Source organism: Amycolatopsis orientalis DSM 43388 (assembly GCF_000411975.1).
Classification (GTDB): domain Bacteria; phylum Actinomycetota; class Actinomycetes; order Mycobacteriales; family Pseudonocardiaceae; genus Amycolatopsis; species Amycolatopsis orientalis_D.
This window is the reverse complement of sequence record NZ_ASXG01000122.1, coordinates 94,918-112,903: the sequence shown is the minus strand read 5'-3', so window position 1 is coordinate 112,903 and position 17,986 is coordinate 94,918. Positions and strand designations below refer to the sequence as shown.

Genomic DNA, 17,986 nt, shown 5'->3' with positions numbered 1-17,986 from the left:
ACGTCAGCTGCGGGCGTGCGCGTCCAGCAGGTGCGCCACCGCTTCGGTGACCTGCTGGGCGTAGTCCAGGTTCAGCCACTCGTCCGGCACGTGGATGTTCGAATCCGCTCCGCACGCACCGGTGACCAGGAACTGCGCCTCCGGGTACTTCTCGCCGAGCAGGCCCATGAACGGGATCGACCCGCCCATGCCCGCGGCGCGGTGCGGACGGCCGAACACCTCGTCGTCGACCCGGCGCAGCGCGTCGGTGAGCCACGGGGCTTCCTCGGGCGCGTTCCAGCCGTTCTCCGCCTGCTGGTCGTCGGCGATGGTGACCTTCGCGCCGTACGGGACGTCCGTGGTGAGCGCACGTTTGATCGCCGCCAGCGCGTCTTCCGCGACCGCCGTGGGCGGCAGGCGGAAGCTGAGCGTGAGCGTGGTGCTCTGCCGCAGCACGTTGCCGGCTTCGGCGGGCTTCGGAAGCCCTTCGCCGCCGATGATCGACAGCGTCGGCCGCCAGTAGTTGTTCAGCAACAGCTCAAGCGCGTCCTCGGACACCGTCTTTCCGCCGCTCACCAACGGGAACGCGGTGCGCAGTGCCTCCGGAGCCACTTCCGCGACCGCTTCGATCTCGGCAAGACGGCTGGCCGGCACCTCGACGTTCAGCTCGGACAGCTTGATCTCGCCGGTTTCCGCGTTCTCGATGCGCTCCAGCAGCTGCCGCAGCACCCGGAACGAGCTGGCGACGACGCCGCTGGCCAGGCCGGAGTGCTGCGCGGTGGCGAGGAGCTGGACGGTGACCGTCAGGTGCACCATGCCGCGCAGGCTGGTGGTGAGCCAGAGCCGCTCGTAGTCCATGCCGCCCGCGTCGAGGCACACGACGAGGCTGACTTCGCCGAGCCGCGTGCTCAGGTGCTCCAGGTACGCGGGCAGGTCCGGGCTGCCGGATTCCTCGCCGGTTTCCAGCAGCAGCGCGATTCGCGCGTGCTCGCCGCCGGCCGCGTGCACCGCTTCCACCGCGGTGCTGGCCGCGTACCCGGAGTAGCCGTCGTCCACCGAACCGCGGCCGTACAGCCGCCCGTCGCGGATCACCGGCGTCCACGGGTCGAGGCCCTCGGACCAGCCGCCGACCGGAGGCTGCTTGTCCAGGTGGCCGTACATCAAGACGGTGCCCTTGCCGGTCGCGCCCGGGGTGGCCGGCACGTCGACGAACAACAGCGGGGAACGGCCTTCCAGCTCGACGACCTCGATCCGCGCGCCCGGCAGGTCGCGCCCTTCGAGGTAGCCCTTGACGTGCTGGACGGCGGCGGCGAGATGCCCGGTCGACGCCCAGTCCGCGTCGAACGCCGGGGACAGCGCGGGGATCGCGATCAGACCGGACAGGCTCGGCGTGACGTCGTTGATCCACGTCGAGACCACGGATTCGCGTACGGATTTTTGTTCCACAGCGCCATCTTGCCACGGTGACCGACGTCACCGGTCCGACTGAACGTCGCGAGTGCTCAGTCCGGGGAGAACCGGCGACGCCGCTCCCGAGGGCAGGTAGGGCCCGGGATGGCCGCCCGACCATCGCCTCTCCCATACTCGGGCTTCCAAGCGTTTCCCCTGTTCAGCGAGGTTTTCTCAGCAACAAATCAGCAAAGGCCGCTCTCCATCGGAGCAATTCTCGTGCCAGGATGTGGCCACGAACCGTCAACGCCGACGGTGGCCGGGAGCCTCGGACCCGAGGAGCCGGTCCCCGCCGGTGCAGTCGCTGTGGCCGCCACAAGCGGCCGCTCGCGGCGCCGACACCGAGGAGAACAGCTCATGCCGTCCGAACAGTGGACGCACCCGGAACCTGGAGACGGCCCGGCCGCCGTAGCGGCCCAGCCTTCCCCCGAACAGGTGATCGCCGGTTTGCGAGCGACAAGCGAAGGTGGCGCTGAGCTCACTCAGCTGCTCACCCCCGAGGGCCAGCGCGTCCCGTCCGAGCGATTCGACCGCTACGTCGAGGACGTCGACGACGAAACGCTGAAAAACCTCTACCGCGACATGGTGCTGGTGCGCCGCGCGGACCGCGAGGCCAACGCGATGCAGCGCCAGGGGCAGCTGGGCATCTGGGTGCCGCTGCTCGGCCAGGAAGCCGCGCAGGTCGGATCCGGACGCGCACTGCAGCCGCAGGACATGGCGTTCCCGAGCTACCGCGAACACGGCGTCGCGTACACGCGCGGCGTCGACATGCGCGACCTGATCGGCATCTTCCGGTGCACCGACCACAGCGGCTGGGACTACCAGGCTCACCGGTTCCACCCGTACACCATCGTCATCGGCAACCAGGTGCTCAACGCGGCCGGTTACGCGATGGGCCAGAAGTTCGAGGGCAGGGTTGGAAACACCGACGGCGACGGTTCTCCATCAAGCACTGACGAGGCCACCATCTGCTACTTCGGTGACGGCGCGACTTCGCAGGGCGACGTGCACGAAGGGTTCGTCTGGGCCGCGGTGTACGACGCGCCGCTGGTCTTCTTCTGCCAGAACAACCAGTGGGCGATTTCCGAGCCGACCGAACGCCAGTCGCGGCTGCCGCTCTACCAGCGTGCCCGCGGCTACGGCTTCCCCGGCATCCGCGTGGACGGCAACGACGTCCTCGCCTGCCTCGCCGTCACCCGGTGGGCGCTCGACGAATGCCGGCACGGCAATGGCCCGGTGCTGATCGAGGCGTTCACCTACCGGATGGACGCGCACACCACCACCGACGACCCCACTCGCTACCGGCTCTCCGACGAGCTGGAGGAGTGGAAGCTCAAGGACCCGATCGAGCGCGTGCGCGCGTTCCTGGCCCGCGGCGGGCACGCCGACCAGGCCTTCTTCGACAGCGTCCAGGCCGAGGCCGACCAGTTCGCCGCGGAGCTGCGCGACTACACGTTCAACATGCCGGAGCCGCCGCCGGACCGGGTGTTTTCCCAGGTGTACGCGGAACCTTCGCCGGTGCTGGAAGCGCAGCGCGAGGAGTATCTGTCCTATCTCGACGGTTTTGCCGCGGCAGGTGAGCACTGATGACTGATCTGCAGAAGCTCACCATCGGCAAGGCGCTCAACCTCGGTCTCCGTCGCGCGATGGAGGAGGACCCGAAGGTCCTGATCATGGGGGAGGACGTCGGCAAGCTCGGCGGCGTTTTCCGGATCACCGACGGACTGCAGAAGGACTTCGGCGAGCAGCGCGTGCTGGACACGCCGCTGGCCGAATCGGGCATTATCGGCACCGCGGTCGGCCTCGCCGTGCGCGGATTCCGGCCGGTGTGCGAGATCCAGTTCGAGGGGTTCATCTTCCCCGGCTTCGACCAGATCTCGTCGCAACTGGCGAAACTGCACTACCGCACGCAGGGCAAGGTCAAGATGCCCGTGGTGATCCGGGTGCCGTTCGGCGGCGGGATCGGCGCGGTGGAGCACCACTCGGAGTCGCCGGAATCGCTGTTCGCGCACATCGCCGGCCTCAAGGTGGTGTCGATTTCCAACGCGGTCGACGCCTACTGGGGCATCCAGGAGGCGATCCGCTCGGACGACCCGATCCTCTTCTTCGAGCCCAAGAAGCTGTACCACTCGGGCGCGCTGAAGATGGAGGTCGACACGTCGGCCGCGCCGTCGCGCGTGTTCTCGTCGCACGTGGTGCGCGCGGGCACGGACGCCACGGTGGTCGCGTACGGCCCGTCGGTGAAGGTGGCGCTCGACGCCGCCACGGCCGCCGAGGCCGAGGGCAAGTCGTTGGAGGTCATCGACTTGCGCACGCTTTCGCCGCTTGACCTCGGGCCGGTGTTCGAGTCGGTCCGCAAGACCGGACGGCTCATCGCGGTCAGCGAAGCGCCGTCGGAATCCTCGCTGACCTCGGAGATCGCCGCCCGGGTCCAGCAGGAATGCTTCTACTCCCTGGAGTCCCCTGTCCTGCGCGTGACCGGATTCGACACGCCGTACCCGCCTGCGAAGCTCGAGGAGCATTACCTCCCCGACCTCGACCGGGTCCTGCACGCTGTCGACCGATCTCTCGCCTGGTAAGGGGGTTCCTTCAGAAATGCCCGAGTACAAACAGTTCCCCCTGTCGGACACGGCGGAGGGGCTCACCGAAGCCGACATCATCGCCTGGCGCGTCAAGCCGGGCGACAAGGTCACGGTCAACCAGATCGTGGTCGAGGTGGAGACCGCGAAGGCCGCGGTCGAGCTGCCGATCCCGTGGGCCGGCGTGGTCACCGAGCTGCACGTGGAACCGGGGCAGACCGTCGAGGTCGGGACGCCGATCCTGACCGTGGACGTGGATCCGGACGGGAAAGCCTCGCCCGCCGCGGAGCCCGCGGCTTCGGCTGCCCCCGCAGCTCCCGCCGAGGAGGAGATGAAGCCGCTGGTCGGCTACGGCTCCAAGGCGGCCGGGACGACCCGGCGGGCCCGCAAGAACGCCACTCCTGCTCCGGCTCCCGCGGCGACCGCACCCGCGCCGGTGGCGGAAACCCCGCGTGGCGGTTACGTCCCGCTGGCCAAACCGCCGGTGCGCAAGCTGGCCAAGGACCTCGGCGTCGACCTGCGTTCGCTCACCGGCAGTGCCGACGGCGGCGTGATCACCCGCGACGACGTCCAGCGCGCCGCCAACGGATCCGCCGCACCTGCGGCGTCCACTGTCGACTCCGGCTACGACCCGGCCACTCGCGAACGGCGTGTGCCGATCAAGGGCGTCCGCAAGGCGACCGCGGCCGCGATGGTGCAGAGCGCCTACAGCGCTCCGCACGTCACGGAGTTCCTCACCGTCGACGTCACGCCGATGATGGAATTGCGCGAGAAGCTCAAGAAGTCGCGCGAATTCAGCGGGGTCAAGCTCACTCCGCTGGCGTTCGCGGCGAAGGCCGTGTGCCTCGCGGCGAAGCGTACGCCGGACGTGAACGCGGTGTGGGACGAGGCCGCGCAGGAGATCGTCTACAAGGACTACGTGCACCTCGGCATCGCGGCGGCGACCCCGCGCGGTCTCGTGGTGCCGAAGATCCGGGACGCGGATTCCTTGTCGCTCAAGGAACTCGCGGTCGCGCTCACCGAGCTGACCGACGTCGCGCGCGAGGGCAAGACCACGCCGGCGGCGATGCTGGGCGGCACGTTCACGATCACCAATGTCGGCGTGTTCGGCGTCGACACCGGCACGCCCATCATCAACCCGGGCGAGTCGGCGATCCTGGCGGTCGGGGCGATCCGCGACACCCCGTGGGTGGTCGACGGCGAGATCAAGGTGCGCAAGGTGATGCAGCTGTCACTGAGCTTCGACCACCGGGTGGTCGACGGGCAGCAGGGGTCGGAGTTCCTCGCCGACGTCGGCGCGCTGCTCGCCGATCCGGCGGTCGCGATCACGTACTAAACGACAGGGCCGTGTCCACGCGGGCACGGCCTTGCGTTTATCGCGTTGACGGAGTGAGCACTCACTCCGTACCGTGGGGCGCATGGAGACGAGGAAAAGAGCGCCGGGGATGGCGCCCGACGACCGGCGGCGGATGATCGTCCGCGCGGTGCTTCCGCTGGTCGTCGAGCACGGCCGCGGGGTCACGACCGCGCAGATCGCCCGCGCCGCCGGGATTGGCGAAGGCACCATCTTCCGGGTTTTCCAGGACAAGGACGAACTGTTCGACGCGTGCGTGGAAGCCGCGCTCGATCCGGCGGAGGCGTTGGAGATGATCGGGGAGATCCCGGCTGAGCTGCCGCTGGAGAAGCGGCTGGCGGAGGCCGCCGAGGCGATGAACGCGCACCTGCGGCGGATGGGCGCGGTGATGGCCGCGGCCGTGAAGGGGCGGCCGCGCGCGGAGGAGGCGCGCAACCGCAAGTCGGTGACCGGGGACAGCCGCCGTGAGTCCCTCGAGGCGATGCAGCGCGCGGTGCGGGAGTTGTTCGTCCCGGACGCCGCCCGGCTGCGGCTGCCGGTGGACAAGGCCGCGTCGCTGTTCCTGGCGCTGCTGTTCACGCAAGCCCGCCAGATGCCGGGCGCTCCCACGACCGACGAGGTCATCGACGTCTTCCTGCACGGTTCGGTGCTGGCGTGATCCCCGGCGGTGGGGGCGGGATCGAGATGGTCCTGGGCCGCCGGGGTCGCCGCCGGATGGCGCAATCCGTGCCGGACAGCGGTCTCACCGGGCCGGTCGACATTCCAGAACCGGAGCAGCCGGAACAGCCGAAAGGCCTGCGGGCGCGGCTGTCGCGAATGCGCACATCAGTGGCCGGCACGGTCCGCGGTCTGCCGAAGGTCGTGAAGCTGACCTGGCAGGCGAGCCCGACGCTGACGATCCTGCTCGCGGTGGTCACGCTGGCGTCCGGGCTGCTGCCGACGGTCACCGCGTACGTCGCGAAAATCCTGCTGGACTCGGTGGTCGCGGCCATCCAGCATCGCGGGACGACCGCGGACATCGTGCGCATCACGGTGTTCCAGTTCGCCGTGCTGGCGGCGACCGCGATCAGCAGCGCGATCACCACGATCGCGCAATCCCTGCTGCAGGAACGGATGACGCTCACCATCCGGCACCAGGTCATGCGGCACGCGAGCGACCTGCACCTGGCGTACTTCGAGGGTTCGACGTCGTACGACATGCTCCGCCAAGCCGCGCAGGAAGCGCCGACGCGTCCGTTGTCGATGATGACCTCAGCGCTCGGCCTGATCCGGACGCTGATCACTTTCGCCAGCATGATCGCCTTGCTGGTGTCGATCAGCCCGCTGCTCGCGCTGGTCGCGTTGCTGGCCCCGATCCCGGCGTTCATCTCGCAGTCGAAATACGGCTCGCGGGCGTTCTGGCTCACGTTCATGATGTCGCCGATCAAACGGCGGATGGACTATCTGTCCTCTTTGGTCACAACGGACACGTATGCCAAGGAGACCAAGCTGTTCGGCCTCGGCCCGTACTTCGTGGACCGGTTCCGGAAGCTGGGTGTGGTGGCCTACGAACGGCAGCGAAAGCTGACGGTGAAACGGAACGTCAGCTCGACGTCCTGGGGATTGCTGAGCACGTTGGTCGGCTCGGCGATCGCGTTGTACATCGCGCTGGAAGCGGTCGGCGGACGGCTCACGTTGGGCGATCTGGCGTTGTACACCGCTGCGGCGACGTCCGTGCAAAGCTCGGTGACCGGGTTGTTCTCCGCGTTTTCCGGGATGTACGAGAACAATCTCTACCTCGACACGTTGTACCGATTCCTCGACACCAAACCGGAAATCACCGCGCCGGCGAAACCGCGACCGCTTCCGTCCACTGTGGAAGGACACATTCAGTTCGAGTCGGTGAGCTTCAGTTACCCGGGCGCGGAGGAGCCGGCACTGCACGGGGTCAGTTTCGAAATCCGCCCCGGCGAGACGGTCGCCGTCGTGGGGCGCAACGGCGCGGGCAAGTCGACCCTGTTCAAGCTGCTGTGCCGGCTGTACGACCCGACCGCGGGCCGGATCCTGCTGGACGGCGTGGACATCCGCGAGTACGACCCGGTCGAACTGCGCACCACGATCAGCGCGATGTTCCAGGATTACGTGACCTACCAAGGCACCGCGGCGGAGAACATCGGCCTCGGCGACCTGAACCGGCTCACCGATCGCGAGCACATCGAGGATTCCGCCCGCCGGGCCGGAGCCGACGAACGCATCGCCCGGCTGCCCACCGGTTACGACAGCCCGCTCGGCCGGTGGTTCGACCAGGGCGTGTCGCTGTCCGGCGGGGAATGGCAGAAAATCGCGCTGGCCAGGGCTTTCCAGCGGGAGGCTCCGATCCTGATCCTCGACGAACCCACGTCCGCGCTGGACGCCCAAGCCGAGCACGACCTGTTCGACCGGCTGCACACGTTGTCGCGCGGGCGGACGACGCTGTACATCTCGCACCGGTTCTCGACGGTCCGTCAAGCGGAGCGGATTCTGCTGCTGGACCACGGGAAAGTCGCGGAATACGGAACGCATGAAGAGCTGATGGCGGCCGACGCCGGATACGCGGAATTGTTCACACTGCAAGCGGAGGCGTACTTGAAGTGACTATCTTGGGGTGATCAGCCGAGGGGGTTTCGTGCTCATCACCACTCAAGACCTGGGGGTCACCGCGGGCGAGACAGCGCTGTTCAGCGGTCTCGACCTGGCCGTCGACGCCGGCGAATGCCTGGTCGTCCGCGGTGCCAACGGAGCGGGCAAATCGACGTTGCTGCGCTGTCTCTACGGGACTCAGCAGCCGACGTCCGGTTCCGTGTCGGTCTGCGGCGGGCCGCCGGACGAGCGGTCCGCCGCTTTCCGCCGCCGCGTTTCCGTCCTTTTCGACGATTCGGCGCTGTTCGACGAGCTCACTCCGCGCCAGCATCTCGACCTGCTGCGCAACTCCTTCGGCGGCGAACTGGCCGAAGGCCCGGTCCCGGCCCCCGATGTGCCCGCGGCAGAGCTGTCGGCAGGCCAGCGCCGCCGGCTCCTGCTGCACGCCGCGGTCGCGCGTCCGCACGAGGTGCTTCTGCTGGACGAACCGGAACGCGCCCTCGACGCCGAGGGCCGGGCCTGGCTGTCCAGCCTGGTCACCACCAGCACCCAACGCGGCGCGGCGGTCGTGGTCGCGAGCCATCACTCACCGCTCGCGGACGAGGTCGCGGATTACGTGGTGGACCTGTGAAACGCCCGGATCTCGTCCTGGCACTGGTCATCGCAGTCGGCCTGCTGGGATCGCCGTTCTACAACACCGAACTGGTGCGCAGCCAGCTGATCGGCGGCGCACCGGTGGGCGCGCTGGGCAGCGTGCTCGTGTTGTGCACCGGTCTCGCGCTGGCCTGGCGAGCGACGCTGCGGCGCGGGTATGTCTGGGCCCATCCGGCAACGCTGACCTGGGACGACTTCGACGGCCAGCGCCCGGCTGCGCTGACCCGGCGGCTCGTCCTGGACTGGGCCGCCCGCTTCGGCGTGGCGGCTTATTTCTTCGCGGTGTCCGGCATGCTCATCGGATTCCCAAGCTCCCTCGCCGGTCCTCTTGCGTTATTCGTCACCGTCGCCGCGCTGGCCTTGGTGCTGGGCCGCCGCCGGACCTTCCCCGGCGAATCCCTTCTGCCGCTTACCGTCGCGCTGGCGCTGGTCGTTCCACTGTGGACCTACGCCGCCGTCGCCGGTGTGGCGGCGATCGCCTTGGCCTGGTCCTCTTCCTTGCCGCACACGGTTTCCCGCGGCACGTTGATCCGGCACTACACCGAACGCATGGTGCGCCGGACGTCCGCCGCTTTCCTGGACGTCTGGGCCCTGCTCCCGGCCGGACGCCCGGTTCCGTGGCAGAACGCGCTCGCCGGACGCTTCATCGTCACCCGGTATGTCGTGACGGGGACTCTCGCGCGCCGGCACACGCTCGGCCTGCCGGTCTTCCTGGCCCTCGCCGTGCTCGCGACCCACGCGACGTTCCCCGCCGTGACGTCGGTGTGGCTGCTCGGCATCGGCGGCTATCTCGCACTGCTGCCCTTCACCGCACCCGTCGCGCAGCTGCATCGAGTGCCCGGGCTACGCCGCTGGCTGGACGCGTCAAACCTCCGCCTGCACGCTGTGACCTGCGCTTTTCTCTGCCTGCTCGCGCTGATTTGGGCAGGCGTGGTCCTGCTGCTGGGCATCCCGGCGTCGATCAGCGCGGTGGTCGCCGTCCTGCTCGCCGCGCTCGCCGCCGTCCGCTCGGTGACCCGCGGCCCGCTGGACTTCAGCTCGATGGGAATGGTGCTGTACGAGGGAGTCCTGATCCCCGCTGGCCTGGTGCGGCAACTCGTGCGCGGCCCGGACCTGCTGGTGCTGGGATTAATTGCCGCGAGTTTCCTGCCGGGCTAGCCCTAGGCTCGGTGCGCATGGGGCGACGCATCATGGTCACCGGCTGCTCCGGGGCCGGAAAATCCACCCTGGCCAGGCAGATCGGTGCCGCCCTGGACATCCCGGTCACGCACCTGGACCGGCTCTACTGGCGGCCGGGCTGGGTCCCGGCCCCGCCGGAGGAATTCCGCGCCGCCGTCGCCGAGGCCGCCAGCACGGACAGCTGGGTGATCGACGGCAACTACAGCAAGACCTTCGACCTGCGGCTGCCGTTCGCCGACACCGTCGTGCTGCTCGACGCCTCCCGCTACGTCTGCCTTTCCCGCGTCGTGCGCCGGCAACTGCGCGAGTGGGGGCAGGAGACGCAGGCCGCCGGATGCGTGTCGAAGATCGACGCCGAGCTGGTCCAGTGGATCTGGAAGTGGCCGACGCGCCGCCCGCTGATGCTGCGGCGGATCGCCGCCGAGGCCCCGTCCGCTCGGCAGGTGCTGCTGCGCTCGCCCCGCGAGGTGTCCGCGTTCCTCCGGGGCCTCTGACCTGGGCTATTGCGAGTCCGGGAGCAAAACCCGGCACTCGTTCGTTCACTAGGTATGGCTGTCGTGTTCCTGCTATACGTCATCGCTGAAGTCGCCGCCATCTGGGCGGTCGGCTCGGTCGTCGGTGTGCTCGGCACGATCGGTCTGCTGATCGCGGGCGCCTTCGTGGGCTCGTGGCTGGCGCGCCGCGAGGGCGGCAAGGCGATGCGCGCGTTCCTGGCGACCGCGCAGTCCGGGCGGAACCCGGAGAAGGAGCTGACCGACGGCATGCTCGTCGCGCTCGGCGGCGTGCTGATCATGGTCCCCGGTTTCGTCAGCGACGTGCTCGGCCTGCTCTTCCTGCTGCCGCCGACCCGCTCGATCGCCCGGCGGTTCTGGCTGCGCCGCGCGGAGAAGCGCGCCATCCGGTACGCCAACCAGCGCCGCGGCCCGGTGATGGTGGTGGACAGCGAGGTCGTCTCCGAGGAACCGCGGCCGTCGAACCACCCGGTGATCGAAGGCCGGATCGTCGAAGGCTGAGCCTTTGCCACAATGACTCCCGTGGAGCGGCTGGAAACGACCTCCGCGGTGAGCGCCCGGATGAGCAGGCAGAAGTCCCGCAACACCGGGATCGAAATGGCGCTGCGCAAGATCCTGCACGCCGCCGGGTACCGCTACCGAGTGCACCGCCGTCCGGTGAAGGGCGTCCGCCGCGAGGCTGACCTGGTGTTCGGCCCGGCCCGGGTGGCGGTTTTCGTGGACGGCTGCTTCTGGCACGGCTGCCCCGAACACGGCACGTGGCCGAAGAACAACGCCGATTATTGGCGGACCAAGATCGAAACCAACCGCCGCCGGGACGCGAATACCGACGCGCTGCTGCTCGAAGCGGGCTGGCTGTCGGTCCGAATCTGGGAACACGAAGCGACCGATGTCGCCGCGTCGCGCGTGATCGAGACCGTGAAGGAACGCCGGCCCCATTAATGTTGGCGCCATGCCTCTACCGGGTCAGCCCACCGCCGCGGAGTTTTTCGCCGGTATCGGTCTCGTGCGCCTAGGCCTCGAACCGGCCGGCTTCGACGTCGCGTGGTCCAACGACATCGAACCGGCGAAGCAGGCCATGTACGAGGCGCACTTCAACGACCAGGGCACCCACCAGTACGTACTAGGGGATGTCGCCGCCCTCCGCGGCGCCGATCTGCCCGCCGGCCTCAGCCTGGCCTGGGCGTCCTTCCCCTGCACGGACCTCTCACTCGCCGGCTGGCGCCGCGGCCTGGCGGGCTCGCACTCGTCGACGTTCTGGGAATTCACCCGCATCCTCGACGAACTTGGCTCCGACCGACCGCCGGTGGTAGCGCTGGAAAACGTAGTCGGCCTGGCCACCAGCCACGGCGGCGACGACCTCCGCGCCGCGATCCGCGAGCTGAACCGGCTCGGCTACTCCGCCGATGTGCTGACCCTGGACGCCCGCCGCTTCGTCCCGCAATCGCGGCCGCGGTTGTTCATTGTCGGCGCACAAAACCCGCCGTCGGACTCGCCCGCGCCCTCCCCGCTTCGCCCGCCTTGGCTCGCCCTCGACCCTTCCCTGCGGACACATCGCGCCGCCTTGCCCGCGCCCCCGCCGTTGCTGGTCACCGGCCTGTCCGCCGCCGTCGAACGCCTCCCCGCGGATGACGAGCGGTGGTGGAATCCGCTGCGGACCTCGGGCTTCATCGGGTCGCTGTCGCCGCTCCAGCTGGAACGATTGACGCAGCTGAAGGCGGGAAAGAAGCTGGTGTACCGGACGGCCTACCGGCGCACCCGCAATGGCAAGCCAGTGTGGGAAGTCCGGCCGGACGACATCTCCGGCTGCCTGCGCACCGCGCGCGGCGGGTCGTCTAAGCAGGCCGTGGTGCAAGCCGGCCGTGGCTCAGTACGAGTCCGCTGGATGACGCCCCGCGAGTACGCCCGGTTGATGGGCGCGGGGAAGTACGCGCTGGATGGACTGCGAAACAACCAGGCCCTGTTCGGCTTCGGGGACGCGGTGTGCGTGCCGGTGGTGCGGTGGCTGTCGGAGAATTACCTGATGCCGTTGGCGCGTGGGGAAATGAGCCTCGAAGCCGCGGGTTAGTCCGACCCGGTCGGCTTAGGAATGTCGAAGTACCCCGACAACCGAACCGCCGGCGCGTACTCGCCCTTCACCTTGACCTTCCCGGTCACGAACATCGCCGCCACCGCCGCGTTGCCGGTCGCCATTCGGATGAAGTCCTCGACTGCCACCGTGATCGTCGTGTCCGGGGTGCGGGCCAGCTCGGTGCTCGACACGCACAGGCCGTCCTCGATGACCGTTTGGTAGCGGTCGAAATCGTCGCCGGCGGGGAAGCGCCACGAGACCACGACGTCCACGTGCCGGGCTCGTTCCGGGCGGAAGTGTTCCGACATCCGGCGGAAGATCTCGTCCAGGAAGACCGCGCGCAGCTCGTCGTGGTCGGCGATGCCTTTCAGCTGCTCGCGGGTCGCCGCGGCCACGACATCGACCAGGGACTGCGTGGTCAGCGAGGCGATGTCGATGCCGGCTCCGGCCGTGCCGAGCATGTGCAGCGTCTCCAGGACCTGCACGAACTGTTCCGGGGTCAGTTTGCCCACCTCGAGAGTGCGGGCGAAACCGTTCACCGCGTGCTCACCGGGTGAGTGCGCGGCACGCGTGCGCGAGCGCCAGCGGGACACCGGAGCGGCTCAGGCCGGTCGGGGGAGGTCGAAGTGGCCGACCAGGCCGGCGGCGAAGGCCAGGTCGCCCTTGACCTTCAGTTTCCCGGTGACGAACAGGACCGCGGGCGTGGCCTGGTGGGTGATGATGCGGAAGAAGTCCACGGGGGAAAGCGTAATCGTCACGCGGGGCTTCTCGCGCATTTCGCGCGACACCGTGCAGGTTCCGTCGGAAAGCACCGTCTCGTAACGGTCGTAGCCGCCCTCGCCGGTACCGCCGGACAGCCGCCAGTGCACCACCGCGCGCAGCGACTTCGCCCGGATGTGCGCTCCCATCCGCGCGAAGATCTCGTCCAGCACCCGCTCGCGCAGCGGACGTTCGGCGACTACGGCCTCCAGCTGCGCCCGCGACGCCCGGGCGACCAAGGTGGCGAATTTCGTCGGGTCGACCTTGTCCAGCGAGAACGCCGGCACCTCCTCCGACAGCCGGACCAGCGCCTTCAGCAGCCGGTTCATGTCGGAGCGGCCCAGCTCTCGGGGGTCGATGGCGTCCGCGACCGCGTTGACGTCGAGCGCGCTCGCGTCGACGGCTTCGGTGCGGTCCAGCGCGTCCAGCAGCGCGACCCCGCGCAGGCCGGCCAGGTCAGCGCTGGTCGCCTCCGGGTTGTCGGCCATCATTCACCCCTTCCGGAACTTTCCGCCGTAAGGCTACCGGTGAGTAGGTAGTGCGGCAAGCAACGCCGCCGACCCGGGGACGGGTACCGTCCGTGCAGGAGAGGGAGGAAGAAGCACTGTGCCCGACGAAGATCAGCGCCCACCCGAGCGAGCGAGACGGCTCCCGAGGGCGGTCCGTGAACGGCAGATTCTGGACGCCGCGGTGCAGGTGTTCTCGAAGCACGGCTACCACTCGGCGTCGATGGACGAGATCTCCGAGGTCGCGGGCGTCTCCAAGCCGATGATCTACACCTACCTCGGCTCGAAGGAAGACCTGTTCGGCAAGAGCATCCAGCGCGAGGCGACCCGCCTGCTGGAAGCCATTCAGGCCGGCGTGCAGCCCGATCTGCCGCCGGACATGCAGCTGTGGCACGGCCTGCGCTCGTTCTACCGCTTCGTCGCCGAATACCGCGAGTCCTGGACCGTGCTGCACCGCCAGGCGCTGACGGTCGGCGGCGGGTTCGCGGCGGAGATCACCGCGATGCGCACGCGCGCGATCGAGCTGGTCGCGGCGCTCGTGGTAGCCGCGGGGACCCGCAAGGGCCTCGGCGAGCAGACGGAGTTCTCCGGCCCCGGCCTGGCCGCGGCGCTGGTCGGCGCGGCGGAATCGCTGGCCGACTGGGCGCTGGACCACCCGGAGATCTCCGACGGCGTGCTCGCGTCGTGGCTGATGAACCTGGTGTGGCTGGGGTTCAACGACCTGGTCGAGGGGCAGGTCTGGAAGCCCTCAGAGGGCTGAGATCACCCCGTCCAGGTGCGGTTTCGGCTTCCGGGCGTGCCACAGCTCGAAGGCCCATCCGTCATCGGTCTGCCAGGTGGTGAACGCCGCGCGGCCGGGCAGCAGCACCGGCTGCTTGAACCGCACCGCGACGGTGTACGCGTCCGGCAGGCGGCCCTCGAAGGACGCCAGCGCGTGCGCCTTCGTCCACATGCCGTGCGCGATCGCCTGCGGGAAGCCGAACAGGCGCGCGGTCAGCGGGTGCAGGTGGATCGGGTTGCGATCGCCGGAGACCTCGGCGTAGCGGCGGCCGATGTCGCCCGGGAGGTGCCACAACGCGGACGGTTTCGGGGGCGTCAGCTGGGTCCGCGGCCCTGAGGAACCCGAGCCCGAACCGGTGCGGCGGAGATAGGTCGACACCTCGCTCCACACGGTGTCCGCACCGGAGTGGACCTCGCTCACCATGTCGAACTGGCTGCCTTTTTCGTGCGGACGCAGGTTTTCCGCGCGCACGCTCACCCGGAACGTCTCGCCGAGCAGCAGCGGACGGTGCTGGGTGATCCGGTTCTCGACGTGCACCAGACCCAGCAGCGGGAACGGGAAGCCCGGCTCGGTCATCAACGCCATCTGCAGTCCGAAGACCAGCATGTGCGGATACGTCGCCGGCAGCTCGTCGGAGAACCGGAAGCCGCAGACCTCGTTGTAGGCCGCGACATGCGCCGGGTCCACGACGACCTCCGGACGCACCAATTCGGTGGTCGGCAGAGTCGAACCGCCGCCGCGGCGCAGCAGGGCTTTCGGGTACAGCGTCGCCAGGCTCGGCGCGCTCGTCACTTCACGGACGGCCATCGCTCACGCCCCCAGCAGTGCCTGGCCGCACACGCGGACCAGGTTCCCGTTGACCGCCGCCGACGCCGGGTTGGCATACCAGGCAATGGTTTCCGCGACGTCCACCGGGAGGCCGCCCTGGCCGAGGCTGGACAGCCGCCGCCCGGCCTCGCGGATGAACAGCGGTACCGCGGCGGTCATCTTGGTCTCGATGAACCCGGGCGCGACCGCGTTGATCGTGCCGCCGTACTCCGCGAGCTGCGGCGCGCCGACGTTCACCATCCCGATCACGCCCGCCTTCGACGTCGCGTAGTTCGTCTGGCCGACGTTGCCCGCGATGCCGGCGATCGACGAAACCCCGATGATGCGGCCGTTCTCGCGCAGGATCTTGTCGCCGAGCAGTTTGTCGTTCACCGCGAGCTGCGACGCGAGGTTGACCGCGATCACCGAATCCCAGCCGCTCTCGGTCAGGTTCCCGAGAGTCTTGTCGCGGGTAATCCCAGCGTTGTGCACCACGATGTCCACGCCTCCGTGGCGCGAAGTCAGGTACTCGGCGAGCTTGTCCGGCGCGTCGGCCGCGGTGATGTCCAGCTGCAGCGCCGAACCGCCGATCCGATTGGCCACAGTGGACAGATCGCCGCCCTGCGCGGGGATGTCGAGCGCGACCACGTGCGCGCCGTCGCGGGCGAGGGTTTCGGCGATCGCCTCGCCGATGCCGCGCGACGCACCGGTGACCAGCGCGACCTTGCCGTCCAGCGGCTTTTCCCAGTTCTCCGGCGTGGGCGCGGTCTTGGCGTGCGTGCCGACGCGGATGACCTGGCCGTCCACGAACGCCGACTTCGCCGACAGCAGGAACCGCAGCGTCGACTCGGCCGCTTCCTCGGCTCCTTCGGCGACGTACACCAGCTGCGCCGTCGCGCCGCGCTTGAGTTCCTTGCCGACCGAGCGGACGAACCCTTCCAGCGCGCGCTGGGCGATCCGCTCGCGGCCCTCGGCCAGCTCCGGCGGCGTGCCGAGCACGACGACCCGGCCGGACGGCCCAACCTTGCGGATCACCGGGTGGAAGAACCGGTAGACCTCACGCAGCCGACCCGGGTCCTTCACGCCGGTGGCGTCGAAGACCAACGCCGCGTTCCGGTCGGCGGACGCGCTGATCACCTCGATGCCCGCCTCGGTGAGCTGCGCCCGGACGGTCTTCTCCAGCCGTCCGCCCGGCGCGGCACCGAGAAGTGCGGGACCCTCGAGTGCGGGTTGGCCGGGACGGTACCGGCGCAACGTCGCGGGGTTGGGCAGGCCGAGCTTCGGCACCACGAACTTCCCCAGCGGGGTCTTCGTGAACTGCTGGTACCTGTCCGCCATCACGTGCCTCCCGTGCAGTCTGCGTCACGTCGCAGTCTAACCTACTCGCTAGTAGGTTACAGTGTGAAAGGGACGACTCCAGAGAGGTGGACGGCATGGCGACCAGGAAAACCCCGGCGGTGCGCAAGGTCGCGATCGTCGGCGGGAACCGGATCCCGTTCGCGCGGTCGAACGGCCCGTACTCCCGGGCCTCCAACCAGGACATGTTCACCGCCGCGCTGGACGGTCTCGTCAGCCGGTTTTCGCTGCAGGGCGAGGTGATCGGAGAGGTCGCCGCCGGCGCGGTGCTCAAGCACTCCAAGGACTTCAACCTCGCCCGCGAAAGCGTGCTGGGCAGCAAGCTCTCGCCCGCGACGCCGGCGTCGGACGTGCAGATGGCGTGCGGCACCGGATTGCAGGCGGTCCTCAACGTCGCCCACAAGATCGCCCTCGGGGAAATCGATTCGGCGATCGCTGGCGGCGTGGACACGACGAGTGACGCGCCGCTGGCGGTGAACCCGCAGCTGCGCCAGATCCTCGTGCAGCTCAACGCGGCGAAGACGCTCGCCGACCGGCTCAAGCTGGTCGCGAAGATCCGCCCGGGCCACATCGTCCCGGAGATCCCGCGCAACGCCGAACCGCGCACCGGGCTGTCGATGGGGGAGCACGCCGCGCTCACCGCGAAGGTCTGGGACATCACCCGCGAGGCGCAGGACGAACTGGCCGCGACCAGCCACCGCAACCTCGCCGCCGCCTACGACCGCGGCTTCTTCGACGACCTGGTCACGCCGTACCTCAAGCTCACCCGCGACCAGAACCTCCGCCCGGACTCGTCGGTCGAAAAGCTCGCGAAGCTCAAGCCGGTCTACGGCGGCCCGGACGGCACCATGACCGCGGGCAACTCGACGCCGCTGACCGACGGTGCGTCGACGGTCCTGCTCGCCACCGAGCAGTGGGCGAAGGCGCACAAGCTGCCGGTTCTGGCGTACCTGACGTTCAGCCAGACCGCCGCCGTTGACTACGTGCACGGCGATGAGGGACTGCTGATGGCCCCCGCGTACGCAGTGCCGCGGATGCTGGAGCGCGCCGGATTGACCTTGCAGGACTTCGACTTCTACGAGATCCACGAGGCGTTCGCGTCGCAGGTGCTCGCCACGCTCAAGGCTTGGGAGGACCCGGCGTTCGCCAAGGAGAAGCTCGGTCTCGACGCGCCGCTGGGCTCGATCGACCGCGCCAAGCTGAACGTGAACGGCTCCTCGCTCGCGGCCGGGCACCCGTTCGCCGCGACCGGCGGCCGGATCGTCGCGACGCTCGCGAAACTGCTGAATGAGAAGGGTTCCGGGCGCGGCCTGATCTCCATCTGCGCGGCGGGCGGCCAGGGCGTCACCGCGATCCTGGAGAAGTAGCCGACGTTCCGTGAGGGGAACCCTGAGGGAATCAG

18 protein-coding genes are annotated in these 17,986 nt (G+C 69.1%); 13 read left to right on the top strand and 5 right to left on the bottom strand.

The features are described 5' to 3' along the window. Nucleotides 1-3 precede the first annotated feature (3 nt). On the bottom strand, nucleotides 4-1,425 hold the full coding sequence (locus tag L942_RS23850) for a M20/M25/M40 family metallo-hydrolase (protein WP_037364378.1): 1,422 nt from the start codon (nucleotides 1,423-1,425) through the stop codon (nucleotides 4-6). A 360-nt stretch (nucleotides 1,426-1,785) separates the two neighbouring features. Between L942_RS23850 and pdhA the strand changes: the two genes are divergently transcribed. From pdhA to L942_RS23795, 11 genes are all read left to right on the top strand, one after another. Beyond that, nucleotides 1,786-3,015, top strand: coding sequence for a pyruvate dehydrogenase (acetyl-transferring) E1 component subunit alpha (pdhA, locus tag L942_RS23845; protein WP_037364375.1), 1,230 nt, complete (start codon nucleotides 1,786-1,788; stop codon nucleotides 3,013-3,015). After that, the gene (locus tag L942_RS23840) at nucleotides 3,015-4,007 is read left to right on the top strand and encodes an alpha-ketoacid dehydrogenase subunit beta (RefSeq protein WP_037364373.1); all 993 of its coding nucleotides are present in this window, start codon (nucleotides 3,015-3,017) and stop codon (nucleotides 4,005-4,007) included. The genes pdhA and L942_RS23840 overlap by 1 nt, the downstream gene beginning before the upstream one ends. A 16-nt stretch (nucleotides 4,008-4,023) precedes the next feature. Continuing rightward, entirely contained in the window at nucleotides 4,024-5,343 is a 1,320-nt protein-coding gene (locus L942_RS23835; protein ID WP_037364371.1) for a dihydrolipoamide acetyltransferase family protein, read from the top strand. Nucleotides 5,344-5,452: 109 nt separating this feature from the next. Then, nucleotides 5,453-6,019, top strand: a complete 567-nt coding sequence (locus tag L942_RS23830; protein ID WP_037364370.1) for a TetR/AcrR family transcriptional regulator — start codon at nucleotides 5,453-5,455, stop codon at nucleotides 6,017-6,019. 20 nt (nucleotides 6,020-6,039) lie between these two features. Continuing rightward, entirely contained in the window at nucleotides 6,040-7,974 is a 1,935-nt protein-coding gene (locus L942_RS23825; RefSeq protein ID WP_106965005.1) for an ABC transporter ATP-binding protein, read from the top strand. Nucleotides 7,975-8,005: 31 nt separating this feature from the next. Next, the gene (locus tag L942_RS23820; protein WP_037364440.1) at nucleotides 8,006-8,590 is read left to right on the top strand and encodes an ABC transporter ATP-binding protein; all 585 of its coding nucleotides are present in this window, start codon (nucleotides 8,006-8,008) and stop codon (nucleotides 8,588-8,590) included. Further along, nucleotides 8,587-9,771: a hypothetical protein gene (locus L942_RS23815; RefSeq protein WP_037364368.1), complete on the top strand. Its 1,185-nt coding sequence runs from the start codon at nucleotides 8,587-8,589 to the stop codon at nucleotides 9,769-9,771. The genes L942_RS23820 and L942_RS23815 overlap by 4 nt, the downstream gene beginning before the upstream one ends. A gap of 17 nt (nucleotides 9,772-9,788) precedes the next feature. After that, a complete protein-coding gene (locus L942_RS23810) occupies nucleotides 9,789-10,286 on the top strand; it encodes a DNA topology modulation protein FlaR (RefSeq protein WP_037364365.1) in 498 nt (165 codons plus the stop codon). Nucleotides 10,287-10,340: 54 nt separating this feature from the next. Further along, entirely contained in the window at nucleotides 10,341-10,805 is a 465-nt protein-coding gene (locus L942_RS23805; RefSeq protein WP_037364362.1) for an FxsA family protein, read from the top strand. Between the two features lie 12 nt (nucleotides 10,806-10,817). Next, complete coding sequence (locus tag L942_RS23800) at nucleotides 10,818-11,246, top strand: very short patch repair endonuclease (protein ID WP_106964998.1); 429 nt, start codon at nucleotides 10,818-10,820, stop codon at nucleotides 11,244-11,246. Nucleotides 11,247-11,256: 10 nt separating this feature from the next. Then, nucleotides 11,257-12,372, top strand: coding sequence for a DNA cytosine methyltransferase (locus L942_RS23795; RefSeq protein WP_037364359.1), 1,116 nt, complete (start codon nucleotides 11,257-11,259; stop codon nucleotides 12,370-12,372). Here the strand turns inward: L942_RS23795 and L942_RS23790 are convergent. Beyond that, nucleotides 12,369-12,914, bottom strand: a complete 546-nt coding sequence (locus L942_RS23790; RefSeq protein WP_037364357.1) for an SCP2 sterol-binding domain-containing protein — start codon at nucleotides 12,912-12,914, stop codon at nucleotides 12,369-12,371. The two genes, L942_RS23795 and L942_RS23790, sit on opposite strands and share 4 nt — an antisense overlap. A gap of 63 nt (nucleotides 12,915-12,977) precedes the next feature. Beyond that, nucleotides 12,978-13,622, bottom strand: a complete 645-nt coding sequence (locus tag L942_RS23785) for an SCP2 sterol-binding domain-containing protein (protein WP_037364435.1) — start codon at nucleotides 13,620-13,622, stop codon at nucleotides 12,978-12,980. 118 nt (nucleotides 13,623-13,740) lie between these two features. Here L942_RS23785 and L942_RS23780 point away from each other — a divergent pair, with 118 nt between their 5' ends. Further along, nucleotides 13,741-14,400 carry a TetR/AcrR family transcriptional regulator gene (locus tag L942_RS23780; protein ID WP_037364354.1) on the top strand — a complete coding sequence of 220 codons (660 nt, stop codon included), beginning with the start codon at nucleotides 13,741-13,743 and terminating at the stop codon, nucleotides 14,398-14,400. Here the strand turns inward: L942_RS23780 and L942_RS23775 are convergent. Together L942_RS23775 and L942_RS23770 are read right to left on the bottom strand one after the other, a co-directional pair. After that, nucleotides 14,389-15,228 carry a MaoC/PaaZ C-terminal domain-containing protein gene (locus tag L942_RS23775; RefSeq protein ID WP_037364352.1) on the bottom strand — a complete coding sequence of 280 codons (840 nt, stop codon included), beginning with the start codon at nucleotides 15,226-15,228 and terminating at the stop codon, nucleotides 14,389-14,391. The genes L942_RS23780 and L942_RS23775 overlap by 12 nt on opposite strands. A 3-nt stretch (nucleotides 15,229-15,231) precedes the next feature. Beyond that, entirely contained in the window at nucleotides 15,232-16,566 is a 1,335-nt protein-coding gene (locus L942_RS23770) for a 3-oxoacyl-ACP reductase (protein ID WP_037364350.1), read from the bottom strand. A 95-nt stretch (nucleotides 16,567-16,661) separates the two neighbouring features. Here L942_RS23770 and L942_RS23765 point away from each other — a divergent pair, with 95 nt between their 5' ends. Beyond that, nucleotides 16,662-17,951, top strand: a complete 1,290-nt coding sequence (locus L942_RS23765; protein WP_037364349.1) for an acetyl-CoA C-acetyltransferase — start codon at nucleotides 16,662-16,664, stop codon at nucleotides 17,949-17,951. Nucleotides 17,952-17,986 lie beyond the last annotated feature (35 nt).

Excerpts from the sequence above, each read along its gene's own strand:
- pdhA (WP_037364375.1), top strand. The coding sequence starts at position 1,786 with ATGCCGTCCGAACAGTGGACGCACCCGGAACCTGGAGACGGCCCGGCC.
- L942_RS23840 (WP_037364373.1), top strand. The coding sequence starts at position 3,015 with ATGACTGATCTGCAGAAGCTCACCATCGGCAAGGCGCTCAACCTCGGT.
- L942_RS23835 (WP_037364371.1), top strand. The coding sequence starts at position 4,024 with ATGCCCGAGTACAAACAGTTCCCCCTGTCGGACACGGCGGAGGGGCTC.
- L942_RS23830 (WP_037364370.1), top strand. The coding sequence starts at position 5,453 with ATGGCGCCCGACGACCGGCGGCGGATGATCGTCCGCGCGGTGCTTCCG.
- L942_RS23810 (WP_037364365.1), top strand. The coding sequence starts at position 9,789 with ATGGGGCGACGCATCATGGTCACCGGCTGCTCCGGGGCCGGAAAATCC.
- L942_RS23805 (WP_037364362.1), top strand. The coding sequence starts at position 10,341 with ATGGCTGTCGTGTTCCTGCTATACGTCATCGCTGAAGTCGCCGCCATC.
- L942_RS23800 (WP_106964998.1), top strand. The coding sequence starts at position 10,818 with ATGACTCCCGTGGAGCGGCTGGAAACGACCTCCGCGGTGAGCGCCCGG.
- L942_RS23795 (WP_037364359.1), top strand. The coding sequence starts at position 11,257 with ATGCCTCTACCGGGTCAGCCCACCGCCGCGGAGTTTTTCGCCGGTATC.
- L942_RS23785 (WP_037364435.1), bottom strand. The coding sequence starts at position 13,622 with ATGGCCGACAACCCGGAGGCGACCAGCGCTGACCTGGCCGGCCTGCGC.
- L942_RS23775 (WP_037364352.1), bottom strand. The coding sequence starts at position 15,228 with ATGGCCGTCCGTGAAGTGACGAGCGCGCCGAGCCTGGCGACGCTGTAC.
- L942_RS23770 (WP_037364350.1), bottom strand. The coding sequence starts at position 16,566 with ATGGCGGACAGGTACCAGCAGTTCACGAAGACCCCGCTGGGGAAGTTC.
- L942_RS23765 (WP_037364349.1), top strand. The coding sequence starts at position 16,662 with ATGGCGACCAGGAAAACCCCGGCGGTGCGCAAGGTCGCGATCGTCGGC.